At 70.1% G+C, this 21927-nt stretch carries 18 protein-coding genes and 3 pseudogenes; 13 read left to right on the top strand and 8 right to left on the bottom strand.

The genetic code is table 11. The features are described 5' to 3' along the window. Positions 1-8 precede the first annotated feature (8 nt). From J1M36_RS11255 to J1M36_RS12920, 3 genes are all read right to left on the bottom strand, one after another. Entirely contained in the window at positions 9-1298 is a 1290-nt protein-coding gene (locus tag J1M36_RS11255) for an Ig-like domain-containing protein (protein ID WP_206399537.1), read from the bottom strand. Positions 1299-1374: 76 nt separating this feature from the next. After that, positions 1375-2034: a DUF3499 family protein gene (locus tag J1M36_RS11250; RefSeq protein ID WP_318281405.1), complete on the bottom strand. Its 660-nt coding sequence runs from the start codon at positions 2032-2034 to the stop codon at positions 1375-1377. Between the two features lie 5 nt (positions 2035-2039). Next, positions 2040-2609: a WhiB family transcriptional regulator gene (locus J1M36_RS12920; protein ID WP_064846188.1), complete on the bottom strand. Its 570-nt coding sequence runs from the start codon at positions 2607-2609 to the stop codon at positions 2040-2042. 233 nt (positions 2610-2842) lie between these two features. Between J1M36_RS12920 and J1M36_RS11240 the strand changes: the two genes are divergently transcribed. After that, a complete protein-coding gene (locus tag J1M36_RS11240) occupies positions 2843-3547 on the top strand; it encodes a TIGR03089 family protein (protein ID WP_064846187.1) in 705 nt (234 codons plus the stop codon). 98 nt (positions 3548-3645) lie between these two features. Here the strand turns inward: J1M36_RS11240 and J1M36_RS11235 are convergent, their stop codons facing one another. Then, positions 3646-4278, bottom strand: coding sequence for a GtrA family protein (locus J1M36_RS11235; RefSeq protein WP_064846186.1), 633 nt, complete (start codon positions 4276-4278; stop codon positions 3646-3648). Positions 4279-4468: 190 nt separating this feature from the next. On the opposite strand from J1M36_RS11235, the pseudogene J1M36_RS13050 reads away from it, so the two are divergent. The 5 genes and pseudogenes from J1M36_RS13050 to J1M36_RS11215 all read left to right on the top strand — a co-directional run. Continuing rightward, positions 4469-5638 (top strand): annotated as a pseudogene (locus tag J1M36_RS13050) (5-(carboxyamino)imidazole ribonucleotide synthase); the annotation flags it as partial. Between the two features lie 12 nt (positions 5639-5650). Continuing rightward, positions 5651-6247, top strand: a complete 597-nt coding sequence (gene purE, locus J1M36_RS13045) for a 5-(carboxyamino)imidazole ribonucleotide mutase (protein ID WP_318541281.1) — start codon at positions 5651-5653, stop codon at positions 6245-6247. 157 nt (positions 6248-6404) lie between these two features. After that, positions 6405-8117, top strand: a complete 1713-nt coding sequence (locus J1M36_RS11225) for an LCP family protein (RefSeq protein ID WP_206479624.1) — start codon at positions 6405-6407, stop codon at positions 8115-8117. Between the two features lie 40 nt (positions 8118-8157). Further along, positions 8158-9150: a peptidoglycan bridge formation glycyltransferase FemA/FemB family protein gene (locus J1M36_RS11220; RefSeq protein ID WP_064846184.1), complete on the top strand. Its 993-nt coding sequence runs from the start codon at positions 8158-8160 to the stop codon at positions 9148-9150. Beyond that, positions 9147-9902 (top strand): SDR family oxidoreductase, encoded by a 756-nt coding sequence (locus tag J1M36_RS11215; protein WP_193519750.1) that lies wholly within the window; start codon positions 9147-9149, stop codon positions 9900-9902. Before J1M36_RS11220 ends, J1M36_RS11215 begins: the two co-directional genes overlap by 4 nt. Before the next feature lie 165 nt (positions 9903-10067). Here the strand turns inward: J1M36_RS11215 and J1M36_RS11210 are convergent, their stop codons facing one another. Continuing rightward, a complete protein-coding gene (locus J1M36_RS11210; protein WP_206399535.1) occupies positions 10068-11582 on the bottom strand; it encodes a hypothetical protein in 1515 nt (504 codons plus the stop codon). A 114-nt stretch (positions 11583-11696) separates the two neighbouring features. Further along, complete coding sequence (glpX, locus tag J1M36_RS11205; protein WP_064846181.1) at positions 11697-12707, bottom strand: class II fructose-bisphosphatase; 1011 nt, start codon at positions 12705-12707, stop codon at positions 11697-11699. 140 nt (positions 12708-12847) lie between these two features. On the opposite strand from glpX, the gene J1M36_RS11200 reads away from it, so the two are divergent. The 6 genes and pseudogenes from J1M36_RS11200 to J1M36_RS13040 all read left to right on the top strand — a co-directional run bounded on the left by J1M36_RS11200 (position 12848) and on the right by J1M36_RS13040 (position 20269). Continuing rightward, complete coding sequence (locus J1M36_RS11200) at positions 12848-13525, top strand: DUF4245 domain-containing protein (RefSeq protein WP_064846180.1); 678 nt, start codon at positions 12848-12850, stop codon at positions 13523-13525. A 123-nt stretch (positions 13526-13648) separates the two neighbouring features. Continuing rightward, the gene (locus J1M36_RS11195) at positions 13649-14299 is read left to right on the top strand and encodes a carbonic anhydrase (protein WP_082943280.1); all 651 of its coding nucleotides are present in this window, start codon (positions 13649-13651) and stop codon (positions 14297-14299) included. Positions 14300-14447: 148 nt separating this feature from the next. Beyond that, entirely contained in the window at positions 14448-15854 is a 1407-nt protein-coding gene (locus J1M36_RS11190; protein WP_064846178.1) for a class II fumarate hydratase, read from the top strand. Positions 15855-16494: 640 nt separating this feature from the next. Continuing rightward, complete coding sequence (locus tag J1M36_RS11185) at positions 16495-18237, top strand: pyruvate dehydrogenase (RefSeq protein WP_085106974.1); 1743 nt, start codon at positions 16495-16497, stop codon at positions 18235-18237. 362 nt (positions 18238-18599) lie between these two features. After that, positions 18600-19376: a sugar-binding domain-containing protein gene (locus tag J1M36_RS13165; protein ID WP_206479928.1), complete on the top strand. Its 777-nt coding sequence runs from the start codon at positions 18600-18602 to the stop codon at positions 19374-19376. A 161-nt stretch (positions 19377-19537) separates the two neighbouring features. Further along, positions 19538-20269 (top strand): annotated as a pseudogene (locus J1M36_RS13040) (FGGY family carbohydrate kinase). 121 nt (positions 20270-20390) lie between these two features. Here J1M36_RS13040 and J1M36_RS11170 read toward each other — a convergent pair. Further along, positions 20391-20858: an NUDIX domain-containing protein gene (locus J1M36_RS11170; RefSeq protein ID WP_206399532.1), complete on the bottom strand. Its 468-nt coding sequence runs from the start codon at positions 20856-20858 to the stop codon at positions 20391-20393. A 41-nt stretch (positions 20859-20899) separates the two neighbouring features. Next, the gene (locus J1M36_RS11165) at positions 20900-21439 is read right to left on the bottom strand and encodes an A24 family peptidase (protein WP_131333296.1); all 540 of its coding nucleotides are present in this window, start codon (positions 21437-21439) and stop codon (positions 20900-20902) included. 79 nt (positions 21440-21518) lie between these two features. Between J1M36_RS11165 and J1M36_RS11160 the strand changes: the two are divergent. Then, positions 21519-21927: pseudogene (locus J1M36_RS11160) on the top strand (hypothetical protein); the annotation flags it as partial.

Genomic DNA, 21927 nt, shown 5'->3' with positions numbered 1-21927 from the left:
GGGCTGTATCACCAGTTTCCGTGCCAGTCCTCGTCCGAGTAGTGCTCGAACGGGATGTTCCAGTCCCCGTAGCCATCGTCGGGATCGGCCTGGGGGTAGTCAGTGTTGACCACCTCCACCATGTCACCCGGGCGGAAGGTCTCAAAAATGTAGGCCGCACCCTCCGGCGGCATCCCCACGCACCCGTGGGACACGTTGGCCACGCCCAGCACGGGCATCGCGGACGGCAGCGCCTGGTGGATGAACTCGCCGCTCCACGTCAGCCGGGACACGTTGGACGCGTCGAACGGCGGGTAGTAGTGGGGGTCGCCGGGCTTGAGGTTCAGCGACGACGCCTTGAACTCGTAGGAGGCCGCTTGCTCGATGATGACCTTCTTGCCCGTGGTGGACGGCCAGTCCGGGTTGCCCAGGGTCACGGGCCAGCGACCGGTCTCCTTGCCGTTCACGTAGGCCACGAGGGTCTTGGTGTTGTTGTCCACGAACACCCGCTGCTCGGCACCGGTGCTGAACGACACAGTCTCGTTGCCGTTGCCGATCATCCCGTTGCCCAGATCCTTGCCCAGGATGTTAACGGTGACCGTGACCTTGGCGTTCGGGTCCCACGGTTGCTCCGGGCGGAAGCGTAGTTTGCGGTCCGAGTACCACCGGAACGCGCCGTCGCGGTGCGCCCCGTCCACGGTCACGGCCTTCTCGACCTCGTCCTTGTTCATGACGGGCTCGGAGAAGTTGAACTCCACGACCTGCCACACGCCGTAGGTCTGCCCGTCCTTGACGTTGAGGGCCACGTCCGCCTCGTGGGCGGCGTCCACCGTGCTGAACACGGACTGCCCCGTGCTGTCCCGGTCCCCGGAGCGCGCGGTGTAGTCCACCGTGTAGGTCTCGTCGAACGCAAGGGGCGCCTTCGAGCGCCACTCGTGGCCGTCCTGCGCGAGTTCGCCCTCGACCCGCTCCCCCGAGCCCGCGGCGCTCACGGTCACGTCCGTGAGTTCCCCGCCGTCCGCTGTGACGACCACGGGGTCCACGGGGTTGACCATGCTCGTGTCGGCGGCCGGGCTCACCTCGACCCGCACGGTCCCGAAACTCTTCGTGGGCGCGGGGCTCGATGGAGCGGCGTCGGCGGACGACGGCGCTGCCGGGGTGGCGTCGTTCCCCCCGGCGCACGCGCTCAGGCCCAGGAGCCCTGCGAGAGCGAGGCACGCGATGCCCGGACGACGACGCCGCGCGCTCGCCCCGGCGGGACGCGCGGGCTCGCGCGGTGTCCCGGGCAGCGGATCGCGGTGGTGGGAAGGGAGTCTCATGGGCACCTCACATCGGGGGGAGAACGGCGGCCGTGGGAATCACGGTCTCGCAGCCCACCCGGACGGGGCAACCGGGTTACGGCCGCCGCCAGTGCGGGGTGCGCAGGGCTGCGGGGAGGGGGACGAAGTCCATGCGCTGCCCCACCTGCGTATTTGCGTTCGCAATCGTACGCGTCGCTACAGAATAGCCGGTATTCACCCCGGAACGGCCCATGGGAACATGACGCGCCGGGCGCACGCCATTGGCGCCCGCGGAGCCCTCGGAACGGGGCATTTCGGCGGAACCGGAATCGCCCGCGGGGCCGGAGGAATCGGCGTCGGCCCGGGATTCGTCATCGCGGCCCTGGTAGGAGACGTCGCGCAACACGGGACCCCGTGACAGGGACGGGCCCGAGGGTCGCGCAGCCCCGGGCGGTCGCACGGCGCCCAGGAACGTACCGCGCGCCGTGCGGTGGGGTGCGGGATCCTCGTCCGGTCGGACGGCTTCCACCACAGCGTCGAGGTCGTCGTGGCTCCAGCCGTCCGGTGACTCCAGGCGCACCACGCGCCAGCCCTTGGGTGCCGTCAAGGAGTCCGCGTGCACGGGGCACAGGTCGTACGCGTGCGGTTCCCGCCGCGCGGACAGGGCACCGATCACCGCGGTGGAATCGGAATAGACATAGGTCAGGGTGCACACCGCGTCACGGTTGCACATCTGCTTGGAGCACGTGCGCCGCGGAGTCTCGGGAGCAGCCACGGGGTTCAGCGTCCCCGGCGACGCAGCCTGCGCCGCTCGCGCTCGGACAGGCCGCCCCAGATCCCGAACTTCTCGTCGTTGGCCATGGCGTAGTCCAGGCACTTGCCGCTCACGGGGCACGCCTCGCACACGCGTTTGGCGTCCCGGGTGGACCCGCCCTTCTCGGGGAAGAAGGCCTCGGGATCGGTCTGGGCGCACAGGGCGTCGGTCTGCCACGCGAGCTCGCCCTCGGCGTCACCCTCGCTCACGGAGTACAGCCCGGCCACGGCCTGCCACACGGAGGCGTCCACGCTCTGGACGTCGTGGACCTCGGTGGTGCTCAGGTCTTGGGGGGTGCTCACGGGGGGTTGCGGTTCACGCGGCTTCTTGCGGTCGGAACGCAGGAGCACGTCCCCGGCGACCTCGGGGTGTGCGGCCAGGAAGGCCGTGGCGAGATCGTCCAGTGTGGTCACACCCGAGTCCCCCCGGGCTTGATCCACGGGATCCACGAACCAGTCCACGGGAGCTGCACCCCCGGTCGACCCGGGTTCGTAGTCCTCCCGAGCATCGATCTGGCGGCGTGCGGCCTCTCCCATGTCACTCCTTCCGTCCCACGCGTTCGCTGTTCAAATGTCCTCAACCAGCCCGGTTGTCCCGACCGAAAACGAGTCCGCCACGTAGGGGCGTACACCGTCGATATCCCGGTGGATCCCCTAATTACACGCGTGTAAGTCCTACTGAGTCAAGCCGAGTATCCTGGGCTTCCCGGGTCCACCGGCGCGCCGTCCGGGAACCCGTGGTTCCGTCACATACCCTAAGGAGTTTCCTCGTGGGACGCACACCGACAGACCTGACCCAGGCCCTGCAGACCGTGGCCGAGCGCCCCACCCCCGCTCTGATCTGGCGCGACGGCGCCGAACGGGTCGAGCTGTCCGGGCGGGTCCTCGTGAACTGGGTCGAGAAGGCCGCCGGGCTGCTCGTGGACGAGCTCGACGTCGGCGCCTCCGACGTCCTCACGATTTCCCCCGTGCCGCACTGGCGACTCGCGGTGCTCACGTTCGCGGCGTTACGCGCGGGTGCGCGCGTGGACTTCACGCGTCATCCCGAACCGGATTCGGTGGTCCATGCGTACCCGGAGTCTCACCCTGACGACGACGCCGCGGCCCAGACCCTGCTGGTGGTCGCCGAACCCGCACTGGCCTTCGAGTGCTCGGGGCCCCTGCCCCAGGGCGCGGTGGACTTCTGCGACGAGGTCCGGGCCCAACCGGACATGTACGGGGGTCTCGAGAACCCGGAACCCGACAGCGTGGCCCTGCCGTCCGGGGTGACCCACGCGGAGGTACTGCCGCGAGCGTTGGAGCTCGCCGGAACCGACGAGGGCACCGTGTACCTGCCGCTCACCGAGGGTTGGGGCGAGAACGCGGCCCTGCGGACCCTGGGGATCATCACGGCCGGTGGGGCGGTGTTGCTGACCGCGCGTCCCGAGGACGCCACGGCCGCTGTCCTGGACCAGGAGCGCGCAACCCGCGGTTGACACCGAAACACGGTGGCGCCTGCACCGGGCCGCGCGACCGGCGGTGGTCCGGCCGGCGTTTGTCTGGTGCAGGCGCCCTGTTCGACGGTCCTCGCGGATCAGGACGCGCGGCGCACGTCCTGCTCGGGAAGGGTGTTCGCCACCGTGTCCTCGGGCCGCGGCGCCGGGTTCCCGTGGTGGGATGCCGGGTCGTCGTGTCGGGGCGTCTTGTCCTCGCGCTGCGGGATCACGGGGATCTGCCCGGTGATGAACGCGAGTTCCTGGTCCGGGCTGCTCGCGAAGTCCGGGTCCTGGTCCAGCTTGGTGCTGAACACCCAGAAGCGGTAGGCGAAGTAGCGGAAGATCGTGCCCAAGATGGTACCGATGATCGTGCCGGAGATGAAGGACGCGGTCGCGGAGGTCAGGCCCAGGACGTAGTAGCTGACCCCGAGGCACCCGAGTTCGATCCCCATGCCGATGCCGTTGGCCACCAGGAACTGCACGAGTTCCTTGCGTTTGTCCTCTTGGCGCTTGTCCCGGAAGGTCCACAACCGGTTGGCGACCCACGAGAAAATGATGGCCACGACCGTGGCGACCACTTTGGCCTTGATGTGGCTTTCCGCGAAGTACTGCGTGTGCATGAGTACCCAGACCAGGCCCGCGTTGATGGCGAACGCAGCCGCACCCACAACCCCGAACTTCGCGAGTTCTTTGACGAACAGATTCCACAGCGCGTGTGCGCGATCAAACATTTTGTTCAAGATTCGATCCCAATCTGACGCTCGGGGAAGAGGGATGGGTGGCCGCACCGGCGTGGCCCGCCGCCGACCCGTGACCCGCCACGACACGGATGATGTGGCCTCCGCAGGAAGATTGAGTGCATCGTACTCCGAAATGGCTGAACGTCCGCTGTGGCGCTAGCCTGAAACCGTGAATTCTCCCATTACCGGTCCTGTCATTGGTGTGGTGGGCGGCGGGCAGTTGGCCCGCATGATGGCCCCCGCCGCCGTCGCTCTCGGCGTGGAACTGCGCGTGTTGGCCGAGGGCCCGGAGGTCAGTGCCGTGGCCGCGGTGCGCACGGCACCCACAGGTGACTACACGGATCTCGAGACCCTGCAGCGTTTCGCCGCGGACGTGGATGTGCTCACGTTCGACCACGAACACGTTCCCACCGAGCATCTGCGCGCGCTCGAGGCGCAGGGTGTGGCGGTGCGTCCGGGGCCGTCCGCCCTGGTGCATGCGCAGGACAAGCTCGTGATGCGCCGCGCCGTCGCCGAGCTGGGCTTGCCCAATCCGCAGTGGCAGGAAGTCTACTCCCCGCAGGAACTCGTGGCGTTCGGCGAGCGCGTGGGTTGGCCCGTGATCCTCAAAACCCCGCGCGGCGGGTACGACGGCAAGGGCGTCCTCAAGGTCGACGGCCCGCAGGACGCCGGCACCGGCACCGCCGCCGAGTGGTTCGAACGCGCCACCGGCCAGGACGACGGCGCCGGGTTGCTCGCCGAGGAAGCGGTCGCGTTCTCGCGGGAACTGTCCGCGATGGTCGGGCGCCGGCCCTCGGGGCAGACCGTGGCGTGGCCCGTGGTGGAGTCCATCCAGGTGGCCGGGGTGTGCGACGAGGTCATCGCCCCCGCCCCCGGCCTGGATCCCCAGGTGGCCCGCGCGGCACAGGACGCCGCGGTCCGGCTGGCCGAGGAACTGGGCGTGACCGGAGTGATGGCCGTGGAGCTGTTCGAGACCCCCGGGACGGACGCGGGTTTCGCGGTCAACGAGCTCGCCATGCGCCCCCACAACTCGGGTCACTGGAGCATGGACGGATCCGTCACGGGACAGTTCGAGCAGCACCTGCGCGCCGTGCTGGACTGGCCCCTGGGCACCACGGACGTCGTGGCCGGGGCGGCCGTGATGAAGAACTACCTGGGCGGGGACAACCAGGACCTCTTCGCCGCGTATCCGCAGGCACTGAGCGCGGAACCCCGCGCCAAGATCCACAACTACGGCAAGTCCGTGCGCCCGGGGCGCAAGATCGGTCACGTCAACGTGGTGGGCGGCGCCCACGAGGTGCAGCGGCTGCGGGAGATCGCGACCCACGCGGCGAGCATCCTGCGCGACGGCGAGGACCGCGGGGTGCGACCCACCGACGTGAGCGATGCTCCCGAGCGGCAACCGTGGGGTGCGGTCCCGTCCGGTCAGGACGAGGCCCCGCGCGTGGGTCTCGTGATGGGCTCGGACTCGGACTGGGCCACCATGCGGGCCGCGGCCGAGGCCCTCGAGGAACTCGGGGTCCCGTACGAGGCGGACGTGGTTTCCGCGCACCGGATGCCCACCGAGATGCTCGAGTACGGCCGTACCGCCCACGAGCGTGGCCTGCGGGTCATCATCGCCGGGGCCGGCGGTGCCGCCCACCTGCCGGGCATGCTCGCGTCCGTCACGCCGCTGCCCGTGATCGGGGTGCCCGTGGCGTTGAAGACCCTGGACGGCATGGATTCCCTGCTGTCCATCGTGCAGATGCCCGCGGGGGTTCCCGTGGCCACGGTGTCGATCAACGGCGCCCGCAACGCCGGTCTGCTCGCCGCCCGGGTGCTGGGATCGGCGTCGGACGCGTCCGGGCAGGACCTGCGGGAACGACTGCGGGACTTCGCACAGGAGCTCTCGGAAGCGGCGCACCGGAAGGGCTCCGTGCTGCGTGACGCCGTGAGCCGCGGAACCGCCTCCCAGGACTGAGCGCCACCCCCTTCGGGGTGCATTGTCGGCCCGGACCCAGGCGGACAAGGCACAATGATCGGGTCGGGATCCGTTCTCCTCTGATGGATCCCGGCCCGGCGGGCCCGCACCCATGGCCCGTCGCAACACCGACTTCCCCTTCAGCACGGAGTTGCACGTGAACGGATCCAGCGACCGGCCCGACGACGCCGCCCCCCATCCCACGGCCACCAAGGCCTACGAGAGCGTGGCGTCGGGCTCCCACACCGCATCGGACGAGCCGCCCGCGGGCGCCACCGCCGAGCGTCACCCGGGCGACGGGCCGCGACGATCGCGTTCCCGCGTGGGGGATCCCCTCAGGAGTCCCCGGTTCGCTGCACCCGCCACCCGCACCAAGCGGGCCTGGTGGCTGCTGGGTACCACGCTGCTCGTGCCCGGTTCCGCGCAACTCGTGGCGGGCCGACGCGGCCTGGGGCGGATCGCCGTGCGCGTGACCGCCGTGGTGTGGGCGCTCGTGCTCGCCGCCCTGTTGTTGTGGGTCGTGTGGCGCAGCGCGCTGATCTGGTTGCTGACCAACACCGTGACCTCCGCGGTGCTCATGTACGGCCTCGTGGCGCTCGCGATCGGGTGGGTGCTGTTGTGGTTCGACACGCTGCGCCTGATCAGACCCGGGCTGCTCGGGGACGGGACGCGCCGGGCCGTGGTGCTCGTGACCGTGCTCGCGATGCTCGTGACCGGAGGGGGACTCGGCTACGCGGCGCACCTGGTCTCCGTGGCCCGCAACGCGGTCTCGGACATCTTCGGCGGGGGCATGCCGTTCGCCCCGGCGGACGGGCGCTATAACATCCTGCTCATGGGCGGTGACGCCGGTGACGACCGCGAGGGCCGCCGCCCGGACTCCATGACGGTGCTCAGCATCGACGCCTCCTCGGGGCAGACGGTCACGATCTCCCTGCCCCGCAACCTGCAGAACGTCCCGTTCCCGGCGGACTCCCCCATGAACGCGGTCTACCCCGAGGGGTTCAATTGCGGGGACGAGTGCATCATGAACGCCGTCTACACGGACGTGATGCAGAACCACAAGGACCTCTACCCGGACGTCGCCGATCCCGGGGCGCAGGCCACCAAGGAGGCCGCCGAGGGCGTCACGGGCCTGAAGATCCAGGCGTACGCGCTGATCGACATGGACGGCTTCGCGTCCCTCGTGGACGCGCTCGGCGGGATCGACATCAACGTGGGTGGCCGCGTACCGATCGGCGGCGGGACCAACCTGGACACGGGGCTGAAGAACCCCATCCTGGGGTGGATCGAGCCCGGGACCCAGCACATGGACGGCTACCACGCCCTGTGGTACGCCCGCTCCCGCGAGGGCGCCACGGACTACGACCGCCAGGCCCGGCAGCGCTGCGTCCAGGCCGCGATGCTCGCGCAGCTGAACCCGGTCGCGGTGGCCACCAAGTTCGACGAGCTCGCGAGCTCTGGCCAGCAGATCCTCGAGACGGACATCCCGCAGTCCTCGATCGGCTCCATGGTCACCGTGGCCACGAAGGCCAAGGACCACGAGCTGCAGGCGTATGCGGCGGGTCCTCCCTACTACGACCAGTCCTTCCCCACCTATCCGGACTACGCGCAATTCCAATCCGACGTCTCCCGGGTCCTGGCGAACGCGAACGGCGACGACGCCCAGGCCGCCGGGGGCGCGCGCGGCGACGCAGCGGCGTCGTCCGCCGACACGCCCGGCACCGTGGGTTCCCAGGGTGCGGCGCGAGCGGGCGGGGTGTCCGCGCTGGGCGGCGGTGCGGGCGTCGGGACGGCCGTGGTCGTGCCCGCCGCGCTCAAGGCACCGGCGCAGGAGCAGTTGTCGCCGAACGGGACGTGCTCGGTCCCCTGACCCGGCACCCCGGACCCGCGCACTCGGTACAGTTGGGGGCGTGGCGAACATCCTGCAGTCCCCCGAATGGGCACGGTTTCAGCAAAGCATCGGACACCGCGTGATCCAGGCGAATGGGCCGGGCTGGCGGTACCTCGCGACCGTCGAGGGCGGGCGCACCGGACGGTACCTGTACTGCCCGTACGGCCCCGAAGCGGACTCCCCGCACACGTTCGACGCCGCTCTGGCGGACCTCACGGCGCAGGCCGAGGCGCACCGGTGCTGGTTCGTGCGCGTGGAGCCGATCAACGGTCACCCGGTGGACGGTCTGGAGACCCCGGAGGCATCGCTCAAGCGGCGAGGCATGAAGCTCGCGCCGCGCCAGGTGCAACCGGGACACACCCAGCTGATCGACCTGCGCAAGGACGCCAAGGACCTGCTCAAGGACATGAAGTCCACCAACCGCAATCTCTACCGCAACATCCACAAGAAGGGCGTGAGCATCGAGCGCTCCGAGGATCCCGCGGACGTGCGGTACCTGCTGACCTTCCTGGACGCGACCGCCAAGCGGCGCAACTTCAATCGGCAGCATGACGACTACCTGCGGGCCGTCGCGGAATCGCTCATGCCCGCGGGTGCCGCGAGTCTCTACCTCGCCAAGCTGGACGGTGAGCCGATCGCGGCCTCGCTCGTGTACGACTCCGAGGACACCCGCACCTACGCGCACGCGGCCACGGACCAGACCCACCGGAAGCTCTCGGCGGGGATCCCGCTCGTGGTGACCATGATCATGGACGCCAAGGAGAAGGGGCTCACGTGGTTCGACCTCTTCGGCACCGCTCCCGAGGGCGCGGGGCCCGAACACGAGTGGTACGGCTTCACGTCCTTCAAGAAGTCCTTCGGCGGCGAGCCCGTGTCCTACCCGGGGACGTGGGACCTGCCGGTCTCCCGCGCGGGCTACACCGCCTACGGTGCGGTGCGTGCGGGCCGTGAGACCCTCGGGGCGGCCCGGGGCAAACTGCGCACCCTGCGCGAGCGTAAGGTGGGCGCATGACTCGCACAGCCCTGATCACGGGTGCCACCGGTGGCATCGGACGTTCCTTCACCCATGCCCTGCACGAGCGCGGCTACGGCCTGATCCTCACGGGCCGCAGCACCGAGAAGCTCACGGAACTGTCCCAGACCGTCACGGGCGGCACCGCGCAGATCGTCGTGGCGGACCTCGGGACCACCGAGGGGATCGACACCATCGTGGACGTGCTGGAACGCAACCCCGTGGACCTGCTGATCAACAACGCGGGCTTCGGCAGTCACGGCGAGTTCGCCCACCTGGACCTGGACCACGAGATCGAGGAGCTCACGGTCAATGTCCGGGCCCTCATGACGCTGACCCACACCGCCCTGGGTGCCATGACCGCCGCGGGGCACGGCGCGATCGTGAACATCGCGTCCGTGGCGGGCTTCCAGCCCCTGCCGTCCATGGCCACGTACAGCGCGTCCAAGGCGTTCGTGGACCGCTTCAGCCTCGCCGTGGGTGTGGAGGCCCGCAAGCACGGCGTACACGTGTTGAGCGTTAACCCCGGTCCCGTGGACACCCAGTTCTTCACGGTCGCCAATGCGCAGGCCATCGAGCTGGGCCGTTCCGCGAATCCGGACGACCTCGTGGCCGCGACGCTCACGGCACTCGACAAGAAGCGGTCCCGGCTCGTGTTCCCGCGCGCGTACTACGTCCTGGACGCCCTCACGGGCGTGCTCCCGCGGTCGCTGGTCGCGCGCGCCGCGAACGTGGTCTCGGGCCGCAAGTAGTCCCACCCCGCGCCGGCAGAGTTCGTCCCGGGCGGGCGGGGCTCGTCTCCCGCGTCTCGTCCCGGCCGCGCCGTGCGGCCAGGCACGGCCCTCTTCGCGCCGCGCGCCTCGGCTCGCGCGAGTCGTCCACACCGTCCACGGCGTGCGCCGCAGGTCAGGACCCGTTCACCAGCGGGCGGCGTCGCGGACCGCCGCCCGGCCCTCCTCGACGGCGCGACGCAGCAGTCCGGCGGCCGCGCTCTGACGCCGCGAAGCGCTCTGCGTGTCCCCGTCCGTGATCGGGGTTCCGGTGACCGGTGTGCCGGTGGACTGCGCGGTCCGCTTGCGGCGGGCCCGCGGGCCCGGAAGCATGCCCGTGATCATGCCGCCCCGAGCCGAGCGTGGTGAACGGGCCGCCCCGGAGTCCTTCGATGTACCGCCCGGGAGCTGATCCGCGGAGCGCACCAGATCCGGATCGGCGTCCACCCCGGGGCTCGTCCGGGAGGACGGCGCGGCGTCGTCCTCACGGGACCGCGCTGCGGTAAGACTGTCGGATGGCTCGACGGGCGAGCCCTCGAAAGCCGCGGACCCGGCAGTCGCGTTCCCGGCGCGTGCCGGCTGGGGCACGTTGTGGGGGGCCGCGGCCGACGTCGTCGGCTCGGGTGCAGCGGCGTCGCGGACCGCGGGCTGCTCCGGCAACAGGTCGTCGGGGGCCGCGTTCTTCGAGCGTCTGCCCAGGAACCGGCGCCGGGTCTTTTCCACGCGGCCGGCCACCTGGAACTCGCCGAGCAGCGGGTACTCCCACGTGCCGGGGGCCTCGTGCTCCTCGGTCGCGAGCTCGCGCAACACCATGGGTTGCGAGGGCCGGTCGGGGTCCCCCGCGAGCACCTTGTGCACCTGGCGCTGCTGCAGTTGGACCAGGCCCGTGAGCAGGAGGGCGTCGTCCACGCCCAGCTGGCGGGCGCGATCGGTGAAACCCAGCCGGTAGATCATGGCGGATTCCCCGGTGTGCACGAACCACAGGTACCCCAGGGCGGTCTCCGTCCCGTCCTCGAGGTGCTCGGTGGCCACGAGAAACACGGAGTTCTCCCCCACGGCGCGTAACAGTTCACGGATGTACTCACTGCGCAGACCCACGTTGGACAGATCGCGGTCCGAGGCGCGCACCCGGCGCACCCGCACGCCGGAATCACGCAGCCCGGCGCGGCAGCGCTGCAGCGTGTCATCCGACAACCGCTTGGACAGCTCACCCTCGGTCTCGCCCAGTCGCACCACGAGGTGACGCGGTCCGGCCTCCCCCTTGCGGGGCTTGTCCGCGCGGCGGTAGCCCGCGCCGGTGAGCAGCTCGGTGAGTTCGGGGGTGGCGTCGGTGTCCGGGCTCACCCGTAACACGGCGGCCTCGTGTGCCGTGCGGGCGTGGTCCTGCAATGCGGCCAGGACCTCCGTGAGGTGGCGCGGATTCTTGACGTGCAGGGACCGGGCGTCCACGACCGTGTGCAGGTCCTCCCGCAGGATCACCAACTGGCTGTAGCCCACGGTCTGCTGACCCCGGTCCACGGCCACGCGTTCGACCCTGGCGTCCTGCGCGGTCAGGGCCTCGGCGTCACCGATGCCCCACAGCAGTTCGGGGTGTCCGCCCGTGACACGGACCCGGGCGTCCCAGGTCTTCCGATTTCCGCAGGGGGTCACGCTCAGCGCCACGGGGTTTCCTCTCCTCAAGCCCACAACGCGTTCCAGCATAGCCGGGCACACACCGCGCGCGTGCCCTCCCCGACCGGGGTGAACACGCGCGCGGTGTGTAGAGAGTGTCGGGGATCAGCCCTGATTGCGCTCGTACTTCTCCCACTTCTTGGCCAGGTGCTCGGCCTCGACCATGCGCACCGTGCCCGAACGCGAACGCATCACGATGGACTGGGTGGTGATGGTGCGCCCGCGGTAGCGCACACCGCGCAGCAGGTCGCCGTCGGTGATGCCCGTGGCGGCGAAGAAGCAGTTGTCGGACGTCACGAGCTCGTCCGTGGTGAGGATCCGATCCACGTCGAGTCCTGCGGCGGCGGCCTTCTCCCGCTCGGCGTCGTCCGTGGGGGCCAGCCGGCCCTGGATCACACCGCCGGTGGCCTTGACGGCGCACGCGGTCACGATGCCCTCGGGCGTGCCGCCGATGCCCATCATGATGTCCACGCCGGTGCCCTCGCGGCACGCGGCGATCGCCCCGGCGACGTCCCCGTCGAGGATCATGCGGGTGCGGGCACCGGTCGCGCGGATCTCGTCCACGAGGCCCTGGTGGCGGGGGCGGTCCAGGACGCACACGGTGACCTGGTTGGCCTTGACACCCTTGGCCTTGGCCACGAGGTGCACGTTCTGCTTGACGGGCAGGCGCAGGTCCACGAGATCGGCGGCCTCGGGGCCCACCACGAGCTTGTCCATGTAGAACACCGCGGAGGGGTCGAACATGGAGCCGCCGTCCGCCACGGCGATCACGGCTAGCGCGTTGTTCATGCCGAGAGCGGTGAGCCGGGTGCCGTCGATGGGGTCCACGGCGACGTCCGAAGCCGGGCCCTTGCCGTCGCCCACCTGTTCGCCGTTGAACAGCATGGGGGCCTCGTCCTTCTCGCCCTCACCGATCACCACGGTGCCGTTGAAGTCCACGGTGGAGAGGAACGAACGCATGGCGTCCACGGCCGCGCCGTCCGCGCTGTTCTTGTCACCGGCGCCCACCCAGTGGCCACCCGCGATCGCGGCGGCCTCCGTGACCCGCACCAGTTCCAAGGCCAAATTCCGGTCCGCCACATTGCCCGCTCTGCTCTGCTGGGTCGCTTCTGCCACGTTGTTCCTCACATTCGAGTTTCGGGTCGCCCCGGTGGCCGCCTGCCGGGCCCCGGCGGCACCACCATGACACGTACGTCCAGCATATCCTCGGGTTCCCAGGATTGGGCCGGTCCCCGGGAGCACGGCACAATGGGTCCGTGAGTTCTTCCGCTTCCGGTCCCGGTGCCGGGTCCTCCCCCGATCCCCGCGACGCGCACGCCGCGCCCGCCTCCGCCGCGGCCGACGACGCCGCCACCCCGGACGCGGGTCAGGCGCCGGTCCCGCAGCTCACCCGCAAGCAGGCCTCGCGGATCAACGCACCCATCCGCGGCATGGTCATCTCCATGCTCGTGCTCATCCTCCTGTTGTTGCCGTTTTTGTGGTTGCAGCCCAAGCCCGATGCCCAGCCCTACCGAGCACATGTGGACGTGAGCGAGGAGGCGCGCTTTGCGGGTGACCAGGCCCCGTTCACCCCCGCGGCCCCGGCGTTGGGGGACGGGTGGAGCGCCAACTACGCGCGCTGGGAGGCGCAGTCCCAGGACGGCGTCCCCCTGTGGAACGTGGGTTTCCTCTCCCCCGGTTACCACCTGGTGGACATGGCGCAGACCGCCCGGTCCAATCCCACGTGGCTCGCGCAGCGCACCCAGCTGATCCCGCCCACGGACGAGCGCACGGTCAATGGGATCACATGGCAGATCCATCACCGTGACGCGTCGGGCAAGCAGGACGAGTTCACCGCGTGGGTCGGTGAGCTCAAGGACTCCACGGTGGTGCTCAGCGGCCAGGCCCCGAGCGCCGAGTTCGAGCACGTCGCGGGGGCCGTGTCCGGGCAGTGACGCCGGGCAGCGGGACCGGGCGCAGCGACGCCGTCGAACCGAGGTCCCGGAACCGGGGCTAGTCTAGGACCCGAGCGAGCCGACCCGGCCCAGCCATCGTGCCTTCGAGATTTGGAGATCAGCGTGAGCACTCAGCCGTCTGCCGTGGAGAACACACCCCGCACCCCGTTGGGGGCCTGGCGGAAACTGCGGGAGGGCAACGCCCGGTTCATCTCGGGTGACACCCTGCACCCCCACCAGGACGCCCAGCGCCGCAAGGACCTCGCGCAGTCCCAGAAGCCGTTCGCGGTGATCTTCGGGTGCTCCGACTCCCGCCTGGCCGCGGAGATCATCTTCGATCTCGGGCTCGGCGACGCCTTCGTGATCCGCACCGCGGGCCAGGTGATCGACAACGCCGTCCTGGGCACGCTCGAGTACGCGATCGAGGTCCTCGGCACGCCGCTGATCATGGTGCTCGGCCACGACTCGTGCGGCGCCGTGACCGCGACCAAGGCCTCCGTGGAATCCGGGGAACTGCCCCGCGGTTTCCAGCGGGACCTCGTGGAGCGCATCACGCCGTCGGTGCTCGAGGCCCGGAGGCAGGGCCACACGGACCTACAGGACATGGTCGTGGAGCACACCAAGCAGACCGCGGCGCGCATGCTCGACCAGTCCGCGGCGATCTCCGGCGCGGTCTCCCGGGGCGAAGCCGCCGTGGTCGGCGTGTTCTACCACCTCTCGGACGGCCAGGCGGACCTCGTCTACAGCAACGACCCGGCGTTCCGGGACGCGTGAGTCCCCCTCCCGGATCTCACCTCCCATGCCCTGCTGAATGACGACGACGCCGCGCGCTCCCGGGCACACGGCGTCGTCGTCCTCCGCACCGCGGTAGTACGGCGACCGCGAAGGCTGAGGACGGGGCCGTGGGCCTAAACTGTGGGCCATGGCAGAAAACACCGAGTACCGCATCGAACACGACACCATGGGTGAGGTCCGCGTCCCCAAGAACGCGCTCTACCGAGCCCAGACCCAGCGCGCCGTGGAGAACTTCCCGATCTCCGGCACCACCCTGGAACGCGAGCACATCAAGGCGCTCGCGCAGGTGAAGAAGGCCGCCGCCACGGCCAACGAGGAACTGGGTGTCCTCGACGCCCAGCGCGCCCAGGCCATCCGCGACGCCGCGGACGCCGTGGCCTCTGGCCAGTACGACGAGCACTTCCCGATCGACGTCTTCCAGACCGGCTCGGGGACCTCCTCCAACATGAACACCAACGAGGTGCTCGCGACCCTGGCCACGCGCTCCCTCGAGTCCGAGGGCGTGGAGGTCCACCCCAACGACCACGTCAACGCGTCCCAGTCCTCCAACGACGTGTTCCCCACCTCGGTGCACGTGGCCGTGACCAACGCGCTGATCAACGACCTCAAGCCGGCCATGGACGTGCTCGCGATCTCCCTGGAGAAAAAGGCCTCGGAGTTCAAGGACGTCGTGAAGTCCGGGCGCACGCACCTCATGGACGCGACCCCCGTGACCCTGGGTCAGGAGTTCGGCGGCTGGGCCGCCCAGGTGCGCTACGGCATCGAGCGCATCGACGCGTCCCTGCCGCGCGTGGCCGAGGTGCCGCTGGGCGGCACGGCCGTGGGTACCGGGATCAACACCCCGGACGGCTTCTCCGCGCGTGTGATCGAGCTGCTCTCCGAGGAGACCGGTCTGCCCCTCACGGAGGCCCGCAACCACTTCGAGGCGCAGGCCAACCGCGACGGGCTGGTGGAGGCCTCAGGACAGTTGCGCAACATCGCGTACTCGTACATGAAGATCATGAACGACATCCGCTGGATGGGTTCCGGGCCGAACACGGGCCTGGGCGAGCTGCACATCCCCGACCTGCAGCCGGGATCCTCGATCATGCCGGGCAAGGTCAACCCCGTGATCTGCGAAGCAACCATCCAGGTGGCCGCCCAGGTGATCGGCAACGACACCACCGTGGCGCTGTCCTCCACCAACGGCGCGTTCGAGCTGAACGTGGGCATCCCCGTGATGGCCGCGAACCTGCTCGAGTCCATCCGTCTGCTCGCCAACTCCTCCCGCGTGGCCGCGGAGAAGATGGTGGACGGGCTGCAGGCCAACGAGGATCGCTGCCGCTTCCTGGCCGAGGCCTCCCCCTCGATCGTGACCCCGCTGAACAAGGCCATCGGCTACGAAGCCGCCGCGAAGATCGCCAAGCACGCCGTGGCCAACAAGGTCACCGTGCGCGAGGCCACCATCGAGCTCGGCTACGTGGACGGCGAGAAGCTCACCGAGGAGCAGCTGGACAAGGCCCTGGACGTCACCACGATGACCGGCAAGCACTGATCCGCTCGTCCCGTATGGCGCTCACCGGCCCCCGGTGAGCGCCCCGGGAAACAGGGGCGTGCTCGCGGCACCCCGTCAACGGCAGAACTCGGCCACCCGTTCACCGGGTGGCCGAGTTCTTCGTCGCGGCGGGGACCTCCTGACCGCCGAGCGGTCGGGGAGGTCCTACGGAAGGTCACGCCTTCCGGGGTGAGGAGGCCGCGCACCGGGAGACCCCGGTGGCGCCGGCCACGGCGCAGGAACGCTGCGCCCGTGCCACGGTTCGAGCACCCGCACCCGGGTGTTCCCCCACCGCCCCGCTGATGCGCGACATAGCCCGAGGCGCTCCCGCGTTCCCGCGGCCGCTCAGATGCACGTGGAACTGCGACGCCGTGGTCCCCGCATGGGACACGGTGGGCTCACGATCGGACGGGGTAAGTGTGCGAATGCTCACGGGCTCCATCATGTCATGTACGGGGCGATCGCGCGGCGGCGCGGGACCGAGCGGCCGCGGGGCCCTCGTGGGACGCCGCACGCACCGGTGTTCCGTTGCCCACAGATCTCTTTGACCGCAAGGATCCGGGACTACCCTGGGTGGCAGAGACATTCGTGATGCCAGCCCGGGTGCTCCCGCGGCGGGCCGTTCCCCCGAGGAGACAGTGTGAAACTTGCAGAGCAGATCGTCCAGCAGCTAGTGGAAGCAGGTGTGGAACGGATCTACGGCGTGGTGGGCGATAGCCTGAACCCCATCGTGGACGCCGTGCGCCGCACCGGCGGCTCCGCCAAGGGTGGGATCGACTGGGTGCACGTGCGCCACGAGGAGGCCGGTGCGTTCGCAGCGAGCGCCGAGGCTCAGCTGACCGGCAAGCTCGCCGTGTGCGCGGGCTCCTGCGGGCCGGGCAACCTGCACCTGATCAACGGGCTCTACGACGCCAACCGCTCCGGTGCGCCCGTACTGGCCATAGCCTCCCACATCCCCTCGCAGTACATCGGCTCCGAGTACTTCCAGGAGACCCACCCGGACCGGATCTTCACCGAGTGCTCCGTGTACTCGGAGCTGGTGAGCACCCCGCAGCAGTGCCCCGCCGTGGTGAGCTCCGCGATCCAGTTCGCCGTCACCAGCCCGGGCGTCTCCGTGGTCACGCTGCCGGGTGATCTCGCGGACTCTGACGCCGCCGTGGAAGCCCGCCCGTTCGCCGTGCCGGCACCGAGCGCCGTGGTCCCCTCAGACGAGACGGTCGAGCGCATGGCCAAGGCCCTGAACTCGGCCAAAAAGGTCGCGATCTTCGCGGGCATCGGCGTGGCCGGCGCCCACGACGAGGTGATTGCCCTCGCAGACACCTTGAAGGCGCCCGTGGGCCACTCGCTGCGCGGCAAGGACCAGATCCAGTACGACAACCCGTTCGACGTGGGCATGACCGGGCTGCTGGGCTACGGCGCCGCGGCGGAGGGGCTGCACGACGCGGACGTGATGGTCATGCTCGGCACGGACTTCCCGTACGACCAGTTCCTCCCGGACGTCACCACCATCCAGGTGGACACCGATCCCACCGTGATCGGGCGCCGGACCGGCGTGGACATCCCCGTGCACGGTGACGTGAAATCCACGATCCTCAAGCTGCTGCCCGAGCTCACGGTCAAGTCCGACCGCTCGTTCCTGGACAAGACCCTGGCCAAGCACGACAAGCTCATGAACAAGGCCGTGGGTGCGTACACCCGCAAGGTCGAGAAGATCACGCCTATACACCCCGAGTACGCCGCGTCCATCCTGGACCAGGTGGCCGCCGAGGACGCCGTGTTCACCGCGGACACCGGTATGTGCAACGTGTGGAGCGCCCGCTACATCAACCCGCTCGGCACTCGTCGCATCCTGGGCTCCTACCTGCACGGGTCCATGGCCAACGCCCTGCCGCAGGCGATCGGCGCGCAGCTGGCCCATCCGGGACGCCAGGTCATCTCGATGTCGGGCGACGGCGGGCTCTCCATGCTCATGGGCGAGCTGCTGACGCTGGCGACCTACAACCTGCCCGTGACCGTGGTGGTGTTCAACAACTCCACGCTGGGCATGGTCAAGCTGGAGATGCTCGTGGACGGGCTACCGGACTTCGGCGTGGACGTGCCCCAGGCGAACTACGCGCAGATCGCAACCGCCATGGGCATGCAGGGCATCCGGGTGGAGAAGCCCAAGGACCTCGAGTCCGCGTTCACCACCGCACTCGCCCACCAGGGCCCGTCCGTGGTGGAGGTCATCACCGACCCCAACGCCCTGTCCATCCCCCCGGAGATCAAGAAGGACCAGGTCTTCGGCTTCGCCACAGCGATGTCCCGCATCGTGCTCAACCGCGGCGTCGGTGAGGCCGTCTCCATGGCCCGCTCCAACCTGCGCAACATCCCGCGCGGCTGACCCGCGGCCGTCGCCCTCACGACGGCGCACGCGGATGGGGACCCGGTGGCACGCTGCCACCGGGTCCCCATTGCCGTAGCCGGACCACACCGCGCCGGTGCCGCCGGGTGCCGCGAGGCCCCGGAAGCGTGTGACCCGGACCATATAGGATCACGGGAGCAGTGACCCTGTTCGCTCCCGTCAGGATTGGAGGCGGTGTCCCATGACCGCCGAGGACCCCTGGCCGCCCACCGACCCCGGGCGGCGTCGGCACCTGCTCGCCAACCTGGCGCACGGCTACTTCGTGGAGGGCGCCTCCAAAATCTCCCTGGGCAAGCGGTCCGGGCTCTCCCGGTTCCAGGTGGCCCGCCGACCGGGACGCCCTGGGCCGGGCCGTTCCCCGGGAGATCACGCGGGTGCCCCGGGACGGGGACACCCTCGGGATCTCCTGGTCCGACGCCCTGCAGCACGCGGTGAAGCACCTCCCCAAGCTGCCGCACAACGATATCGTCCAGCTCGCCGGTGCCCCGCGCACGGACGACACCACGGAGAACGAGTCACCGCGCCTGTTCGCCGAGCTTCGCAGCCGCACCGCGCGGCCCCTGTGGGCGCCCCTCGTGGTCGACCAGGCCGCGGCCCTGAAGAAGTCTCCCGAGATCGACGTAGCGCTGAGACGGGCGGACTCGCTCGACGTCGCCGTGCTCGCCATCGGCGGGTGGTCGCCGGGCACCTCGACCGTGTGGCCGCGTGTGAGCGAGGACCTGGCCCGGGCGGCGGCGCGGGCCGGAGAGGTGGCCGAGGTCTCCGGCCTCCTCCTTGACGAGTCCGGCCACGAGCTGGACACTCCAATCGCGGGGATGGTCGTCTCAGCAAGCGTCGCGCAGGTGCGCTCGGCCCACCACAGGATCGGGGTCGCCTCGGGAGCGGAACGGGCCCCCGCCGTCCTCGCCGCGGTGCGGGGGGGGGGCTGGCGAGCCACCTCGTGTGCGACACGGCCTTGCGTGACGAGGTGGAACAGCTTCTGCGCGCCAGTGCACCGCCCCGCGAGGACTGAACCGCCGGGCGCTCCCACCGGCACCCGCCGTTCCCGCTGTCGGTCCGCTCCCGATCGGCACGATCGTTCACCGGCCGTTTCCTCGCCCTCAGAGCGGACACCATGACCAGCGCGGTCGTCGGCATCGACTCCCCCAGTCCTGCAAGGTGCCGGTCGTGGACACGGCCACCGGCCGGACCGTGACCTCAGCCAGCGCGCCGCACCCGGACGGCACGAACGAGGACCCCGCCGCGCGACGCGCTGCGTGCGGCGTGGGGCGAGGCGGGCGTGGCTGAGCACGACGACGTCGTGGGCGTCTCCGTCGCGGGCCAGCAGCACGGCATGGTCGCGGTGGACGGGGACGGGAACCCCGTCCACGACGCCCTACTGTGGAACGACATCCGCAGCGACCCCCAGGCCACCCGCATGATCGAAGAGCACGGGATCCAGTGATGGATGAATCAGCTGGGCATGGCCCCGGTCCCGTCCATGACGCTGTCCAAGCTCGCGTGGCTGCGGGAGAACGAACCGCAGGCCGCCGCCCGCGTGGAGCGTGTCATGCTCCCCCACGACTGGCTGACGTTGATGCTGTGTGGAGAGTTCACCACTGACCGCTCCAGCGCCTCCGGGCGGCTGGGCGGGATGACGCGCGCGTCGATGACCCGCGAGAACCTAGCGCGCTCCGCGGTGCTGTCCGTGGCGGACTCCCTGGCGGACTGCCTGGATATCCTGCGCGGCGTGGACGTGGTCCAGCACGTCCTGCTGATCGGCGGAGGGGCGAAGTCCGAGGCGCTGTGCAGCGTCTTCCCGGACACCCTCGGCATGCCCGTGACGGTGCTGGAGACCGGCGAGTACGTGGCGCTCGGCGCCGCCCGCCAGAAGGCGTGGGCCGCGGGCGAGTTCCCGCGGTGGTCACGCTCCGCCAGCCGGGAGCTGCGTCCCTCCGACGACGCCGGTGTGCGCGAGTTCCGCCGCCGCTACGGCCTGGTACGACGGGCCACGGAGGCCGAACTGGCCTGAGCCACCGGTGCCCGACGGCTCCCTGGGGGGGGCGGGTGATCTGCTTCCGCGCCCCCCCCCTCGCCCCGGGTGCACCGCCGGGGCGTCTCACGTGCCCGATTCTTTCGGCGCGGCCGTGACGTCAGCACTCGAAGCCCGTGCGCCCCGTGAACTCCAGTGCGGCCCGTAGCCGGTCGGCCTGGTGCTCCGGCATGGGAGGCAGCTCGTCCACCGGGTACCACCCCACCTGGAGGGACTCGTCGTCCGCCACCCGCGCCTCGCCGGAGACGTAACTGCACAGGAACGTGTGGTCCAGGAACTGGCAGCGGTCCCCGTTGGGGAATTCGACGACGTCCCCGGCCTTGACCCGCACGAGCTCGTCCACGGTGACCTCCACGCCGGTCTCCTCGAGACACTCGCGGCGGGCGGCGACCCCGGGGTCCTCCCCCGGTTCCACGATCCCGGTGATCAGACCCCAGTTCCCGTTGTCCGCGCGCCGCCCCAGCAGCACCCGGCCCTCGTGCAGGACCACGGCGGTGCACCCGGGCAACCACAACAGGTCGTGATCGATCTTGAGGCGCAGGTGGGCGATGAACTCGGGAACGGGCACGGGTGTCTCCTCCTGGGTGGGTACGACTGCGCGGGTGGCGTTCACAGGAACGCCACGACACCCAAGCTTCCCACGATCATGAACGGCCCCAGGGGGATGCGACTGCTCGCCCGGGCGCGGCGCAGGATCAGCAGTACGGCGCAGAACAGCCCGGCCAGCACGAACGTGGCCGCGAGCGCGAGCACCGTATGGGTCACGGACGAGAATCCTGTGAGCAGCCCCAGGACCCCCGCGAGCCGCACGTCCCCCATTCCCATGCCGGCGGGGTTGATCAACCGCAGGGCCAGGAAGAGTCCCTTCATGATGAGCAGACCCCACAGCATCCACCACAGGCGCACGGTGTCGTGGGCGAGGACGGCGGAGGCGCCCAACAGGAGGACGGTCACGGGATACAGCGGGCGCACCACTCGCCCCGGCAGGCGGTGGTATCGGATGTCGGTGGCGGCGAGCCACACTCCTGTGCATGCGAGCACCATGACGGCCAGGGCGCATGCCACCGCGGCCAGCTGTGCGCCGACCGTGGCTTCCTGCAGGTGCGCCCCCACGAACCCGCCGATGCCCGCAGTGTCGGGCTGAAGCATAAACTCATCCTAGGCACCCTGCTGTGGTGCGGGTCACGGATTACGAGCCGTGTGGAGAACGGGTTCGTAGACTGGGCCCATGATCGCTCCCTGGCAGAACAGGTCCGCCCGATCGACCGTGTCCGAGGAGTCCTTCGCCGCGCTGTGCCGGTCCTCCCCGTGGCGTTGGGACACGGTGCGGTTCACGCTGTACTGGGTGAGCGAGGATCCGGACACCGCCGCCCACCCCGTGCGCGTGTGGCTGCGCCGGCCCTCCGATGTGCGCGTGGAGACACTGCAGGGCGACGTGCTGTACGCGAGTACGTCCCTCGAACGCTCCCGGGACGACTTCTACGTCACGGACACGTCCCGCTCCTGGTTGCTGCCTCCCGCGCTCGTCTCACCGGTCTACGACGACGACGGCCTCGTGCTCCGCCGCCCCGAGGCCGCCTACGGGGACCCGATCTTCGGGGGCGGGCGCTGGCAGGCGATCCTGGACCCCGTGGAAT

This window comes from Kocuria sp. KRD140, from assembly GCF_017168375.1.
Taxonomy (GTDB): domain Bacteria; phylum Actinomycetota; class Actinomycetes; order Actinomycetales; family Micrococcaceae; genus Kocuria; species Kocuria marina.
Note: the sequence above shows the minus strand (reverse complement) of the source record. Positions and strands in the feature narration are given on the sequence as shown.